Origin of the sequence: Corynebacterium sp. ACRQP, from assembly GCF_022345915.1 — a bacterium.
Lineage (GTDB): Bacteria > Actinomycetota > Actinomycetes > Mycobacteriales > Mycobacteriaceae > Corynebacterium > Corynebacterium lehmanniae.
The window spans coordinates 1-13,127 of sequence record NZ_JAKRMZ010000010.1; the positions used below are offsets into that span (position 1 = coordinate 1).

Sequence of the window (13,127 nt, forward strand, 5' to 3'; positions counted from 1 at the left end):
AGCTGGCACAGGCCTCCCGGCAGAAGTCAGCATCATCCGCACCACCACCCAAACCGCCCCAACCCCACAACCCATCACGATCTAACACCTAAACCCGTTCACAACCACTTGACACAAAGCGCGCGATGTCACATTTGGCACTATGCCCAGGTCGCGCGGAACGGCCTGGTCATATCCGTCACTGGCGCCGGGGCGGGGAGGGGCCGCGCGCCCGGAAGCGCTACTTCTGCAGACCCGGCAGGTTCAGGCCCAGGTGCGGGCCGGCGAAGTACAGGCCGGCGGCGCCGATGGTGGCCACGATGGCGAGGATGCCGGCGAGCAGGCCGGCGAAACGCTTTGCGTTGTCGATTTCGTCCTGGGTGTACTCGGAGCTGCCCGGGCCGCTGGACTGCTTGCCCTGGTCGGCCTGGTCAGAGGTCTGGTCGGTGGCTGCGGCAGTGTCGGTTGCCGGGGCGGCGGTGGCCACCGGGGCGGCGCCGGCGACGAGGGCGACGGCGAGCGCGGGGGCGATGGCGCGGCGGGAGATGGAGCTGGTGAGCATGGGCGGTCCCTTCATGGGCGTGAGTGTATCCGCCACAGAATAACCGACCGGGCCAGGGTAACCAGCCACAGCCCCGCCGCGTTACTGCCCGTCGATGAAGCGTGTGACCTTCTCCGCCTCGGCGATCTCCTGCAGCCGCTCCGCGGAGACCAGCCCGGTGACCACCACGACGGAGCCGCCGGCGGCGATGGGGCCGAGCACGTTCGCGGCGAACTCGTCGGTGGTGTGCCAGTCCTGCACCAGGTAGCGCTCCGCCTCGATGCCGGGCACGGCGAACGAGCTCAGCGAAGGGGATTGGCCGAAATAGTCGTCGCCGTAGAAGCGCACGGTGGGCCCGAAGTCCACGGTGCCCACGGGCAGTTCGCCGCCGGCTTCCACCACGCCGCGGCCGAACGGGTCGTCGGAAACCACCACGCAATCGGGCACTTCGCTCCACCGCGCGGCGCCGTCCAGGGTGGTGAAGATGAGCTCTGGGGCGGGGGCAGCGGAGGCGTCGATAAGCGGGGTGCGCGAGGAGTTGTACGCGCCGATGGCGATGACCGCCGCTTGCCACGACACCGGCAGGTCGATGGCGACGTTGTCGCCGGCGTCGAATTCCTCGTCGAGCATGTTGGCGACCTTGCTGGCCCAGTTGTCCAGCGTCTGCGCCGAAAAATCCATGCGCACGCCGCGCGAGTCGTCGTAGACGGTCAGGCGCGGCGTCGACGGGTCGGTCTGCATTAGCGGTGCGAGCATGCTCATGCCCGCCCATCGTAAGGTGCAATTGCTTTACGACGCCAACATGATCGACGCGCCCGGCCCCAACGGAAGATCGAACTGGTACCAGATGAACAGCAGCACCAGCCAGAACATCCAGAACACCACGGTGAACACGATCAGGCGCGACATCAGGGTGCCGATGCCGGCCTTCGGCTCGTAGCGGCGCAGCTGGGTGAGGATGACGATGATGTACGGGTTGAGCGGGGTGATGATCTGCGTTGCGGAATCGCCGACGCGGTAGGCGGCCTGGATGAACGCCGGGTCGAAGCCCAGCAGCGCGAACATGGGCACGAACACAGCGGCCATGAGCGTCCACAGCGCAGACCCGGAAGTGATGAGCAGGTTCAGGCAGGAGGCGAGGATGACGAAGGTGATGATCGCGCCGAAGCCGCCGATGCCCGCGGACTCGAGGGCTTCCGCGCCCTTTACGGCGGTCCAGGTGCCGATGCCGGACCAGTTAAACAGCGCGATGAACTGGCCGAGGATGAACGCCAGCACCAAGAAGCCGGTCATTTCTTTGATGGACGAGCCCATCATGTCGGTGACGTCGGTGACGTTTTTCACCGTGCCGGAGACCTTGCCGTACACCAAGCCCATCACCACGAAGTAGAGCACCACGATGAACACGGAAGACTCCATCAGGGGCGAATCCGGCAGAAACGTGCCTTCCTCGTTGCGCCACGGGGAGCCCGGCACGAGCACGGCGACGGTGCCGACAATGGTGAGCAGGAGCGTGACCCACAGCGTGGCGGTCAGGCCGCGCTTTTCTTCGGCGGTGAGCTCGGCGGTGATCTCGTTGCCGTCGCGGTCCAGGTCCGGGGCGTCCTCGCCTTCGGCGACCTCGGTTGGCACGCCCATTTTGTTCAGGCGAGGTTCTAGCACCTTGTCGATGATCAGGCCGGCGATGAAACCCAGGATCGAGGCGGAGGCGATGTTGAACCAGTAGTTGGACATCACCGTGACCTCGTTTGCCTCCAGGCTGGGCAGCGCCTCCATGACGGAGTTGGTGATGCCGGCAAACAGCGCGTCTAGGGAGCCGGGCAGGATCGACGTTGCGTAGCCGGCACCCACGGAGGCGAAACCACCCAGCAGGCCGGCGACGGGGTGGCGGCCTGCGGCCTTGAACACCATGGCGGCCAGCGGCGGGATGACAATGAAGGCCGGGTCCGCGATCAGGGAGGCGGACACACCGATCAGGCCCACCGCGTAAGGCAGAACGGTCTTGTTGGCGGAGCCGAACAAGCGGCGGATCAGCGCCGAGAGCATGCCGGAGCGCTCCGCGATGCCGACTGCCAAGATGATGGGCATCACGTAGACAAGTGGCGGGAACCCGACGTAGTTTTCGCCCAGGTTCACGGTGAACCAGGCCAGGCCTTCCTTGGTGAAGAACCCGTGGATCGGGCGGACCTCGTCGGAGCCTGGGACCTGGACTTGGGCCCCGGACCAGGCCATCACCGTGGAGATGACGGCGGTGATCAAAAACAGGAGCAGAAAGAGGGTGAACGGCTCGGGGAGCTTGTTGCCCACCTTCTCGATGGTGTTGAGGACGCGGTCGGTCGCGCCCTGCTTTTCGGGCGCGCCACTCGTTCCGGTGGTTGTTGTGGTCTCTGGCGATGGCTCGGGCCGTGGTGTGCGAGTCATGCAATCTGGTTCTACCAAACCGCGAGCAGGGTTTTCTCCAGTTTCAGGAAAATGCCTGGAACTTCATTCCCGGAATGTGGGACAAGGTCTGGTGGGGCGGGGCTAGTTCACGCAGCGCGGGCTGTCGCCGTCCGCCTTGATCTCGGGGCCGATCTCGGTGGCGCCGAAATCCTCGCCCGGCGTGCCCACAGGCGCCTCCTGCTGCGCTTCCTCCTCAGTCATGAGACCCGGGCCTGCGTAATCGTCGGCCACGACCGCCACCATCGTGCCCGGCTCGAGCGTGGCGTTGGCCACCACCGGCACACCGCCGAGGATCCGGGCGAGCTCCTGGGCGGCAGGGTCGTCCGCGTCGGGCGCCACAACCTGGCTCTGGTAGTACAGGCCGTCCATTGCGTTGGCCACCTCGGAAACTTGGATGCCCTGTTTGCCCAGCTCCTCGCCGACGCGGCCCGCCTGGCCCGGCACAGCCCCGGCATTGAGCACGATGACGTCCTGGGAGCTAAGCGTCGACGACGCCGCGGAGTCGGAAGAGTCTGCGGAGTCGGAGGTCTCGGTGGTGTCCTCTTCCTGATCGGGCTCCACCGCGTCTTCCATGAACCGGTGCACCTGGGCCACGTCGACGGTGACGATAGATTCGCCGTAGTCGCCCACACCGTTGACGGAGGTCACCGGAATGGTGGTGAACGTGACGTTGTCGCCGGCCAGGCCGGACAGCTGCTGGGCGAAGCGGACCACGTCCCAGCCCTTGTCCAGCGTGACGGAGCGTTCGGCGGCGTTGGCCAGTTCGCGCAGGCGCGCCGGATTGGTCAGGGTGCCGGCGGAGAGCATGGTGCGCACCAGCGACGCCATGAACGTCTGCTGGCGGACAATGCGGTCGAGGTCGCCGCGCGGCAGGTCGTGGCGCTGGCGCACGAACGACAACGCCTGCGTGCCGTTGAGCGTCTGCACGCCGGCGGGGAAGTGGGCGCCGGACAGCGGCTCGTCCACCGCGTTGTTCAGGCACACGGTCACGCCGCCGACGGCGTCGGTGAGCAAGACGAAGCCGAGCAGGCCCACCTGCGCGAAGTGGTCCACCTCCACGCCGGTGAGGTCGGCCACCGCGTCGATCAGCCCCTCTTGGCCCGCGCGCGCGACCCGCTGCTCCAGCTCGGGGCCTTCGGACATGCCCTCTTCCTCGACCAGCTCTTCGCGCTTGTCGGCAGCGTAGGCGCCGTAAACGCCGTTGATCTTGAGGTTGCCGTAGGTGGAGTCGTGGACGTAGGTGTCGCGCGGGATGGAAACGGCCGTCGCCTTCGAGCCATCCTCCGGGATGCGGACAACCATGATGGTGTCGGTGTTGATCTCGCCATCGGCCACACCGGCGTTGAGGCGGGCGAGCTCGTCCTCGCTTAAGGGGTTGCCCTGCGCGTCCGTGCGCGAGTCGGAGCCGACGAGCAGGATATCCACCGCGCCGTCGAGCACCGCGTCGTCCTTGTTGCCCTTGCCCTTGGATTTGCTCTGGGAGCTCACGTCCAGCTCTGAGGCGGACAGCTGCCCGCCCAGGCGACCGACGGCGAAGTAGCCGACGCCGGACAGGGTGATCGCCAGGGCGGAGACTACAGCCAGCACTCCTTTGACCACAGGGTGGCCGGACTGGGACACGTCTCGCGTTCGCGATGGTGCCGCCTGAATGTCGCGGGCACGCCGATTGGGGTCAGTCACGCGGGGAAGTATACGACATTCCCTCCCGAATACCCTCGGCTGTGCCTGTGCCGTACACCAATTCCGGCCCCACTGGTGGGTATGATTCCAGCCATTGTGAACGCTGACTCTCTCCATCCGACTGACGCGCCGCTCGCGGTGATCACGGTGACGTACTCGCCGGGCGAGCATTTGTCGCACCTGATTGCGTCGCTCGACGCGGCGACGCGCGGCGAGGTGCATTTGGTCTGCGCGGACAACGGCTCCACAGACGGCGCGCCCCAGCGCGCCGCCGCTCAGCACGAGCACGTGGAATTCCTCCCCACCGGCGGAAACATCGGCTACGGGGCGGCGATTAATGTCGCAGCCGCGGCACTTGCGGAGCGTCGAGAAGCGAATGCGATCCGAAACGACTACTTCCTCATCGTCAACCCCGACGTCGAGTTTGGTCCGGGCAGTATCGACGAGCTGATCCGCTGCATCGACGCTGCTCCAAAGGCGGGGGCGGCGGGCCCGCGCATCGAGGAAGCGGACGGCTCCGCGTACCCGAGCGCCCGCGAGGTGCCCGGGCTTGCCACAGGCATCGGGCATGCATTGCTTTACGACGTCTGGCCGCGCAACCCGTTTTCCCGCGCCTACAAGGCGGACGCGAACATGCACGTCCAGCGCACCGCAGGGTGGCTCTCGGGCGCGTGCCTGCTGGTGCGGTGGGACGCGTTCGATGCCATCGGCGGCTTCGACGAGCGCTACTTCATGTACCTCGAAGACATCGACTTCGGCGACAGGCTCTCGCGCGCAGGGTGGGACAACCTGTACTGCCCATCGTCGGTGATCCTGCACGACCAAGGCCACGTGGCGGGCAAGTTCCGCAAGGTCACGGTGCCCGCCCATCACGGTTCGGCCTACCGCTTCCAGCGCGACAGGCACCCGCACCCGTGGCAGGCACCGCTGCGGTGGGCGTTGTGGCTCGGGCTGAAGGTGCGCGGGGCGTTCCAACTTGGCCTGCGCAAACCGCGGCGGCGCACCGATACTTAGTTAGACCACAAACACCAGGAAGAAAAGGACAAGCAATGGCAACTTCGGAGCACATTGGCGCCGCACAGGCGCCCGACGGGGCAGTCACTGAGATGGACGCGGTGATCCTGGTGGGCGGGCGTGGCACGCGTCTGCGCCCGCTGACGGTGTCCACCCCGAAGCCGATGCTGCCCACCGCGGGCTACCCGTTTTTGGCGCACCTGCTCGCCCGCATCAAGGCAGCAGGCATGAACCACGTGGTGCTGGGCACGTCGTACAAGGCTGAGGTGTTCGAGGAGTACTTCGGCGACGGCTCCGAGTTCGGCTTGGAAATCGAGTACGTGGTGGAGGAAGAGGCCCTCGGCACCGGCGGCGGCATCCGCAACGTGTACGACAAGCTGCGCTACGACAACGCCATGGTGTTCAACGGCGACGTGCTCTCCGGTGCGGACCTGTCCGCCATCGCCACCACCCACGTGGACAAGGACGCCGACGTGACGCTGCACCTGGTGCGCGTGCCGGATCCGCGCGCGTTCGGCTCGGTGCCCACCGACGAGGACGGCAACGTGCTGGCGTTTTTGGAGAAGACGGAGGATCCGCCGACCGACCAGATCAACGCCGGCTGCTACGTGTTCAAGCGCTCTGTGATCGAGCAGATCCCGGCCGGGCGCGTGGTGTCGGTGGAGCGTGACACGTTCCCGGGTCTGCTGGAGGCGGGCGCGAAGGTGGTCGGCCACGTGGATTCGTCCTACTGGCGCGACATGGGCCGCCCGGACGATTTCGTCCAGGGGTCTTCCGATGTGGTGCGCGGCATCGCGTACTCGCCGTTGCTCGAGGGGCGTACGGGCGAGTCGCTTGTGGACGACTCCGCTGGCGTCGCGCACGGCGTCATACTCATCGGCGGCACGGCTGTGGGCCGCGGCTGCGAGATCGGGGCCGGCTCGCGTGTGGACGACTCGGTGATTTTCGACGGCGTGACCATCGAGCCTGGCGCGATGGTGCGCAACTCGATTATCGCCGCTGGTGCGCGGATCGGCGCGAACGCGCGGATCACGGACTGCGTGATCGGCGAGGGCGCAACGATTGGCGCGCGTTGCGAGCTGCAGGCGGGCATGCGCGTGTGGCCGGGCGTGGAAATCCCGGATTCGGGAGTGCGTTTCTCCCCGGACGCGTAAGCGACACGCCAAAACTGAAAAATAGTTGCTCAAATCGGCGCCGCTACCATATGTAGTACCCCCGATGCGCACCCCCATCTCCTGGCGCGTGTGACTAATGTGACTCGTGTGACGAGCGACGTGGGAAATGGGGGGCGGGGGACCGAAACTGCAGAATTCTGGTTGCGGCTATTTAGTGTCCCGGTGTGTAATCACAGCAGTGTTATCCGCAGTGCCCGCCAGTCGGGAACTGCGGTCACCACTCTTATACGACCGACAAGCAACTAAGGAAGGTAATGGCGTGGAAAACCAGGCAGACGCCACCCTCCGCGGCGCGGCCGCAGGAGGGATGACCCTCGACGAGTTGTTCGGCGCCGTCGAGCAGGAGTGGCAGGATCAGGCGCTGTGCGCCCAGACCGACCCGGAGGCGTTTTTCCCGGAGAAGGGCGGCTCCACCCGCGAGGCGAAGCGGATCTGCAAAGCGTGCGCAGTGCGCGACGAGTGCTTGGAATACGCGCTCGAGCACGACGAGCGTTTTGGCATTTGGGGCGGGCTCTCCGACCGTGAGCGCCGCCGCCTGAAAAAGCAGATCGGCTAAGCCCTACCAGGGGAAGTCTGGGGAGATAGTCCTCGGATCCAAGTTGAGGTAATTGGCCACAAGAGCGGTCAGAACCCAGGTGATGAGTTCTGACCGCTCTTGTGTTTGCGCTGCCCGGTGCTCGATGGGCATGCGGAACACCACGAAGCGTGCGCGGGTGGGGTTGCCCTGCTTGTCCACCCCGGCCTGCAGCACGCGCCCGAGCGGCACCGGGCCGTCGGCGATGATCTCGTCCGGAAACACCGTCATGTCGGGGCTGAGACGCATCCGGGGAATAGTGTCCACGGCTAGGTCCACGCCGGCCAGCTCGTTGAAGTACTGGTTGTGCAGCGGTGCGTAGGCGTCGATGACCAGCTGGTCGAAGCTGTCTGCGCGGGTGCGGTAGCGCGGCACGCCGATCGGCAGGAGGGGCCCGCGCACACCGTGGCCGTGGCGGTTGCGGGCCGGTTGCACGTGGGAGGGGCCGGTGGAGCTCATAGCTGGCAATGCTATTGCGCCGCGCGGCGAAGGTGTCGCGGGCGCGCCGCGTTGCACTGTCGAAATCTCAACGCGGGGTTTAGACTTGGCGCCGTGAATATCTACCGCCGTTGTTGCCGCCCCGGATGCGGCCGGCCCGCCGTGGCCACGCTGATCTACGCGTACGCGGATTCGACGGCAGTTATCGGACCGCTCGCGCCCGCCCCGGACCCGCACGCCTGGGATTTGTGTGAGCGCCATTCCGCGCACATCACTGCCCCGGTGGGCTGGGAGCTAGTCCGCGTCGAGCACGTCGAACTCGATGACGACGAACTGGACGAGGAGAACACCGACATCACCGCACTCGCGGAGGCGGTGCGCGAAGCAGGACGGGTGACCACCGGTCTGGTGGAAACCGGCCAGGACCCGATCGAGTACTCGGCGGAGAAAGACTTCAACAACCCGGACACCTCCAACCACCCGGTGCACCGCACGAAGCGGGTGGAGGAGCAGATCGCGGCGGCCAAGGCGGCGCGTCGCTCGCACTTGCGCATCGTGCCGGACCCGGAGGTAGAGCAGTAGCAACAGCGGTCTGCGCAGGCCCGTGTCGGGGGCGCGCGATAAGATACCGCGCATGGCTATTGAGCACACAGAAGCAACGCTGAAAAGCGTTATCAAGGCGTACGACGTCCGCGGCGTCGTCGGCGAGACCATCGACGAGGAATTCGTCCGCACCGCTGGCGCGGCGTTCGCGCACATCCTGCGCGGGGAAGGGGAGACCCGCATCGCGGTCGGCCACGACATGCGCCCTTCCTCGCCGGCGCTTGCAGATGCCTTCGCCGAGGGCGCTGCCAGCCAGGGGATCAACGTGACCCTGCTGGGCCTGACGTCCACCGACGAGCTCTACTTCGTCGCCGGCACCCAGCGCTGCGCCGGCGCGATGTTCACCGCCTCGCACAACCCGGCGCAGTACAACGGCATCAAGCTCTGCCGCGCGGGCGCGACCCCGGTGTCCACGGACACCGGCCTGGGCGAGATTGGCCGCATGATCCTCGAGGGCGTGCCGGGGTACGAGGGGGAAGCGGGAGTCGTCGATAAGCATGACGCCCTGGAGGAGTACGCCTCCTACCTGCGCGAACTTGTGCCGGTGCCCACGCGCCGCAAGCTTGTTGTCGCGGTGGACGCGGCCAACGGCATGGCCGGCATGACGGTGCCGGCGGTGCTGGGCGATATGGACATCCGCCCGCTGTACTTCGAGCTCGACGGCACGTTCCCCAACCACGAGGCGAACCCGCTGGACCCGAAGAACCTGGTGGACCTGCAGAAGTTCACCGTGGAGCAGGGCGCAGACATCGGCCTGGCCTTCGACGGCGACGCGGACCGCTGCTTCGTGGTTGACGAGCGGGGTGAGGCCGTCTCGCCGTCCGCGATCACCGCGCTGATTGCCACCCGCACGCTCGAGAAGCACCCGGGTGCGACGATCATCCACAACCTGATCACCTCCCGCGCGGTGCCGGAGCTGATCGAAGAGCACGGCGGCAAGGCGGTGCGCACCCGCGTGGGCCACTCCTACATCAAGGCGCAGATGGCGGAGCACTCCGCGCTGTTCGGCGGCGAGCACTCCGCGCACTACTACTTCTCGGAATTCTTCAACGCCGACTCCGGCCTGGTGGCCGCGCTGCACGTGCTGGCCGCGCTGGCGGAGCAGGACGCGCCGCTGAGCGAGCTGATGGGCGCCTACGAGCGCTACACCGCCTCCGGCGAGATCAACTCCGAGGTCGCCGACCAGGCAGCCGCCACGCAGCGTGTGGTGGACGCGTTTGCGGACCGCGCGGAATCCGTGGACACCCTCGACGGCGTGACGGTGCAGTTGAAGGACTCCAAGGCGTGGTTCAACGTGCGCGCCTCCAACACCGAGCCGCTGCTGCGGCTCAACGCCGAGGCGCCGACGCGCGAGGAAGTGGACGCGCTGACCGAGGAAATCCTCGGCATCATCCGCGCATAAGCTTCCCCGCGTACGCTCGCGGGGTATGAGCGGATTTTCCAGGGAAGACGCCCTGTTTTTCGACATCGCCCACGAGGGCGCCCAGCTCCGCGCCGTGGGCCAGGCGGCGCACCTGCTTGCGGGGCTGCGCGGGCTTGCACCCCGCAGCGTGGTTGTGCTGGCCACCGACCAGGTCGCGGCCGCCGCGGCGCGGGCGGTGGCGGCGTTCGCCGCCCCGCTCGAGGTGCCGGTGGTGGTCGCCGACCAGCTTCCGGCGTACGTCGGCGCGCTCGACGTCGTGGTAGTTGTGGGCGACAACGCCGGCCGCGAGGAGGACCTGCGCGGTTTGACCACCGCGGCCAGCCGCGGCGCCGAGATCATCCTCGCGGGCCCGAACAAGGGGCCCTTGCTTGACGACGCACCACAGGCCGCCGCCGTCATCCCCGCCCTGCCCGACACCGCCGGGGCCTCCCCGCTTCGCACCTGCGCCGTGGTCGGCGCGGTGCTGCTCGCGCTGCGCCAGCCGGCCGAAGTGGTGGCGGAGCGCTTCGAGCTCTTGGCCTCGGAGGTGGACGCCGAGCTGGAGTCTGTTTCCCCAAGGCGCGACGTGGCGGTCAACGCCGCGCGAAAGCTGCGCGCGCAGGCCGAGGGCGCCCGTGTGCTCCACACCGGCGTCGGGCGGGCAGGAAGCGCGGTGGCAGAGCTGGTGGCGGCATTGTGGTCCACGCACGGCATCCCTGCTTCCGCCGTGGGCGCGGAGGAACTTCCCTTCGCCGTCGAGCGTGCTCAGGAGGGCAATTCCACGGCTGGCGCGGACGATTTGTTCCACGACCCCTACATCGACGGTCCCGCGAAGCTGGTAGGTTTAACAACCGTTGTTTGGTCGTGCGGGACCGCCAGCCCGGTGGTCCCGGCGGGCAGCCGGGTCGAGTCCGTGGAGACGGACGTGGATGATCCGGCGGCCCGTGCGGCGCGCCTGGTTGCCCGGGCCTACGCGGCGACGGCGCTTGCCGCCGACGCCACCGGCGCAGTCGCCGCCACGGAGGAGTAGAAGGAGAACCATGGAGCACCTCGAAGGAGCTCTGCGCCCCTACCCCTGGGGCTCCCACACGTTGATCGCCCAGCTGCGTGGCGAGCCTTCGCCGAGCCCGCAGCCCCAGGCGGAACTCTGGTTCGGCGCCCACCCGGCGGCCCCGGCGACGGTGAACGGGCAGGGCCTGGACGACGCCATCGCCGCCGACCCGGCCGCCGCGTTGGGCAAGCGCGTGCAGGACGCGCACGGCGACCAGCTGCCGTTTCTGGTCAAGCTGCTCGCCGCGGCCGCACCCTTGAGCATCCAGGCTCACCCCTCGCTGGAGCAGGCCAAGGAAGGCTTCGCGCGCGAAAACGCCGAGGGCATCGAGCTGAACAGCCCGAACCGCAACTACAAGGACCCGAACCACAAACCGGAGCTCATCGTCGCGCTGACCGAGTTCCGCGCGCTGGCCGGGTTCCGCCCGGTGCAGGACACCGCGGCGTTTTTCGCCGAGCTGAGCAGTCCGGAGCTGGACCGCTACGCCACCTTGCTGCCCACGGACGGCGAAGGGGATCTGCGCGCGCTGTTCACCACGTTGATTTCCCTGCCGCACCAGCCGCGGGTGGAGCTGATCGAATCGGTGAAGCGTGCTGCGGCGGAGCTCGTCGATAAGCGCACAGCCCCTGCGTGGATGGTGGAGGCCGCCGAGGTTTACCTCGAGCTCAACCAGACCTACCCGGGCGATGTGGGCGTGCTGGCGGCGCTGCTGCTCAACGTGCTCACGCTTGCGCCGGGCGAGGCGGCGTTTCTGCGCGCCGGCCAGCTCCACGCCTACCTGTCCGGTCTGGGCGTGGAGGTCATGGCCAACTCCGACAACGTGCTGCGCGGCGGGTTGACCACCAAGCACGTGGATGTGCCGGAGCTGGTGAAGGTGCTGGACTTCAGCACCCTGGAAAACCCGCGGGCGGAGGCGGCCCCGTCGCACGGCGGTGTGGAGTTCCAGCTTCCTGTGGACAGTTTCGCGGTGCGCATGCATGCGCTTGACGACGGCGACACGTTGGCCGTCGACGAAGACGGCCCCGCGATCGTGCTGTGCACCGCCGGCGAGGTGCGCGGCGCCGACGGGTTCGTCTTAACGCAGGGCAACGGCGCCTGGGTCCCGGCGAGCGAGGCGGCGACGGAAATCACCGCAGCCGGCAAATCCCAGGTGTTTGTGGCGACGGTCTAGCGGCCGGTGATCTTGTCAATCACGTCGCGGGCTGTCACGCCTTCTTTCTCGCGCGGGTAGCCTGCGACGTCTTCCTTGCCCGCGACGGGTGCCGGCGCCTTATTGCCTCCCGTGGCGGCATCCGGGGTCTGCGGCGCCTCGCTCGGCTGAGCGCTGCCCTGCGGTGCGGCGTCTGCCGCGCTTTCGGTGCCGGGAACCGATTGCGCTGCGGCTCCTGCGCCCTGCATCCGCATCTCCGGGCGCTGGTCTTCCTGCGCGGCGGGGGATCCAGGCTCGGACGGGGTGCCCTCTTGGATTCCGTCCGGCACGTGCGACGGACCAGAGCCGTGACCCGGCTGTGCCGCTGGCTCAGACTGCTCCGGCTGCTGCGTGGTCTGCGGCTGATCCGGGCGCTTCGACGGCTGCACCTCGGATCCACCCGGTGCCGGGGTGGCGGCGGTGCTCGTCTGCGCGGCGCCGCCGTCGCCCGGCTCGCGCGGCGGGGTGCTGCCCGGCGTCTGCTGGGAGGTGGTGCGGTTGTCCGCGGAGGCCGGAGTGGGCTCCGCCGCCGGGTTGGCACCCTGAGGGGCGGCCATGGGCCGGGCCGGAGACGGCACGATGTTGGACGGGCGGTACACGCGCGACGGCTGCGTGGACTCCTGCGCCGGAGCGACTACCGCGTGCGGCGGCAGGTAGGGGTCGTGCGCCGCGTTGTAGCCGGTGGGCATGGAAGCGCCTGCGCGCCCAGCGCCGGAGCCTGCCGCTCCCGCCGCGCCCGCATCCGCGCCGTGGTGCGCGGCGGGGCCGTTGTCGGGGGAGTTGGTGGAGCTGCGCACAGTGCGGGTGTGCGTGAGGTTCTCCGTCACCGTCTCCGTTGTCGGGCTCGAGGTGGTGGAAGCGGCGCTGTTGCCAGTGGTGCCCGCGGCTTCCGCGGTAAACCCGGCGCGGTTGTTCTGGCCGGGTGCGGAGGTCGCCCACACCGTGAAACCGACGACGGCAGCAAGCAGTGCACCTGCGCCGATGAACACGGCTACCCGGCGTGCTGTCCCTTCCACGGTGACTCCTCCCGCGGGCGTTT

General features: G+C 67.9%; 13 protein-coding genes. 7 read left to right on the forward strand and 6 right to left on the reverse strand.

Annotation, left to right across the window (positions count from 1 at the left end):
• Nucleotides 1-220: 220 nt before the first annotated feature.
• From MHY23_RS05310 to MHY23_RS05325, 4 genes are all read right to left on the reverse strand, one after another.
• Complete coding sequence (locus MHY23_RS05310) at nucleotides 221-556, reverse strand: hypothetical protein (protein ID WP_239306703.1); 336 nt, start codon at nucleotides 554-556, stop codon at nucleotides 221-223.
• Between the two features lie 66 nt (nucleotides 557-622).
• Complete coding sequence (locus MHY23_RS05315; protein WP_239306704.1) at nucleotides 623-1,282, reverse strand: TIGR03089 family protein; 660 nt, start codon at nucleotides 1,280-1,282, stop codon at nucleotides 623-625.
• A 27-nt stretch (nucleotides 1,283-1,309) separates the two neighbouring features.
• Nucleotides 1,310-2,941, reverse strand: a complete 1,632-nt coding sequence (locus tag MHY23_RS05320; protein ID WP_239306705.1) for an AbgT family transporter — start codon at nucleotides 2,939-2,941, stop codon at nucleotides 1,310-1,312.
• Between the two features lie 102 nt (nucleotides 2,942-3,043).
• Complete coding sequence (locus tag MHY23_RS05325; RefSeq protein WP_239306706.1) at nucleotides 3,044-4,642, reverse strand: LCP family protein; 1,599 nt, start codon at nucleotides 4,640-4,642, stop codon at nucleotides 3,044-3,046.
• A gap of 81 nt (nucleotides 4,643-4,723) precedes the next feature.
• Between MHY23_RS05325 and MHY23_RS05330 the strand changes: the two genes are divergently transcribed.
• The 3 genes from MHY23_RS05330 (at nucleotide 4,724) to MHY23_RS05340 (ending at nucleotide 7,387) form a co-directional block, all read left to right on the forward strand.
• Nucleotides 4,724-5,656, forward strand: coding sequence for a glycosyltransferase family 2 protein (locus tag MHY23_RS05330; RefSeq protein ID WP_370645822.1), 933 nt, complete (start codon nucleotides 4,724-4,726; stop codon nucleotides 5,654-5,656).
• A 35-nt stretch (nucleotides 5,657-5,691) separates the two neighbouring features.
• Nucleotides 5,692-6,810, forward strand: a complete 1,119-nt coding sequence (locus tag MHY23_RS05335; protein WP_070844803.1) for a sugar phosphate nucleotidyltransferase — start codon at nucleotides 5,692-5,694, stop codon at nucleotides 6,808-6,810.
• A 328-nt stretch (nucleotides 6,811-7,138) separates the two neighbouring features.
• On the forward strand, nucleotides 7,139-7,387 hold the full coding sequence (locus tag MHY23_RS05340; protein ID WP_171194374.1) for a WhiB family transcriptional regulator: 249 nt from the start codon (nucleotides 7,139-7,141) through the stop codon (nucleotides 7,385-7,387).
• Between the two features lie 3 nt (nucleotides 7,388-7,390).
• Here MHY23_RS05340 and MHY23_RS05345 read toward each other — a convergent pair whose 3' ends face one another.
• Nucleotides 7,391-7,864 (reverse strand): metallopeptidase family protein, encoded by a 474-nt coding sequence (locus MHY23_RS05345; protein ID WP_239306708.1) that lies wholly within the window; start codon nucleotides 7,862-7,864, stop codon nucleotides 7,391-7,393.
• Nucleotides 7,865-7,957: 93 nt separating this feature from the next.
• Here MHY23_RS05345 and MHY23_RS05350 point away from each other — a divergent pair, with 93 nt between their 5' ends.
• Genes MHY23_RS05350 through manA form a run of 4 tightly spaced genes read left to right on the forward strand, consistent with a single transcriptional unit; the run spans nucleotide 7,958 to nucleotide 12,070 of the window.
• Complete coding sequence (locus MHY23_RS05350; RefSeq protein ID WP_239306709.1) at nucleotides 7,958-8,425, forward strand: DUF3499 domain-containing protein; 468 nt, start codon at nucleotides 7,958-7,960, stop codon at nucleotides 8,423-8,425.
• A 52-nt stretch (nucleotides 8,426-8,477) separates the two neighbouring features.
• A complete protein-coding gene (locus tag MHY23_RS05355; protein ID WP_239306710.1) occupies nucleotides 8,478-9,848 on the forward strand; it encodes a phosphomannomutase/phosphoglucomutase in 1,371 nt (456 codons plus the stop codon).
• 25 nt (nucleotides 9,849-9,873) lie between these two features.
• Nucleotides 9,874-10,878, forward strand: a complete 1,005-nt coding sequence (locus tag MHY23_RS05360) for a hypothetical protein (protein ID WP_239306711.1) — start codon at nucleotides 9,874-9,876, stop codon at nucleotides 10,876-10,878.
• A gap of 10 nt (nucleotides 10,879-10,888) precedes the next feature.
• The gene (gene manA / locus MHY23_RS05365; protein WP_239306712.1) at nucleotides 10,889-12,070 is read left to right on the forward strand and encodes a mannose-6-phosphate isomerase, class I; all 1,182 of its coding nucleotides are present in this window, start codon (nucleotides 10,889-10,891) and stop codon (nucleotides 12,068-12,070) included.
• On the opposite strand, the gene MHY23_RS05370 is transcribed toward manA, so the two are convergent.
• Entirely contained in the window at nucleotides 12,067-13,104 is a 1,038-nt protein-coding gene (locus MHY23_RS05370) for a hypothetical protein (RefSeq protein WP_239306713.1), read from the reverse strand. The two genes, manA and MHY23_RS05370, sit on opposite strands and share 4 nt — an antisense overlap.
• Between the last annotated feature and the right edge of the window lie 23 nt (nucleotides 13,105-13,127).

Bases quoted from the DNA above. Each gene is read 5' to 3' on its own strand.
- MHY23_RS05360 (WP_239306711.1), top strand. From the start codon at position 9,874: ATGAGCGGATTTTCCAGGGAAGACGCCCTGTTTTTCGACATCGCCCAC.
- MHY23_RS05345 (WP_239306708.1), bottom strand. From the start codon at position 7,864: ATGAGCTCCACCGGCCCCTCCCACGTGCAACCGGCCCGCAACCGCCAC.
- manA (WP_239306712.1), top strand. From the start codon at position 10,889: ATGGAGCACCTCGAAGGAGCTCTGCGCCCCTACCCCTGGGGCTCCCAC.
- MHY23_RS05335 (WP_070844803.1), top strand. From the start codon at position 5,692: ATGGCAACTTCGGAGCACATTGGCGCCGCACAGGCGCCCGACGGGGCA.
- MHY23_RS05320 (WP_239306705.1), bottom strand. From the start codon at position 2,941: ATGACTCGCACACCACGGCCCGAGCCATCGCCAGAGACCACAACAACC.
- MHY23_RS05340 (WP_171194374.1), top strand. From the start codon at position 7,139: ATGACCCTCGACGAGTTGTTCGGCGCCGTCGAGCAGGAGTGGCAGGAT.
- MHY23_RS05315 (WP_239306704.1), bottom strand. From the start codon at position 1,282: ATGAGCATGCTCGCACCGCTAATGCAGACCGACCCGTCGACGCCGCGC.
- MHY23_RS05330 (WP_370645822.1), top strand. From the start codon at position 4,724: ATGATTCCAGCCATTGTGAACGCTGACTCTCTCCATCCGACTGACGCG.
- MHY23_RS05310 (WP_239306703.1), bottom strand. From the start codon at position 556: ATGAAGGGACCGCCCATGCTCACCAGCTCCATCTCCCGCCGCGCCATC.
- MHY23_RS05355 (WP_239306710.1), top strand. From the start codon at position 8,478: ATGGCTATTGAGCACACAGAAGCAACGCTGAAAAGCGTTATCAAGGCG.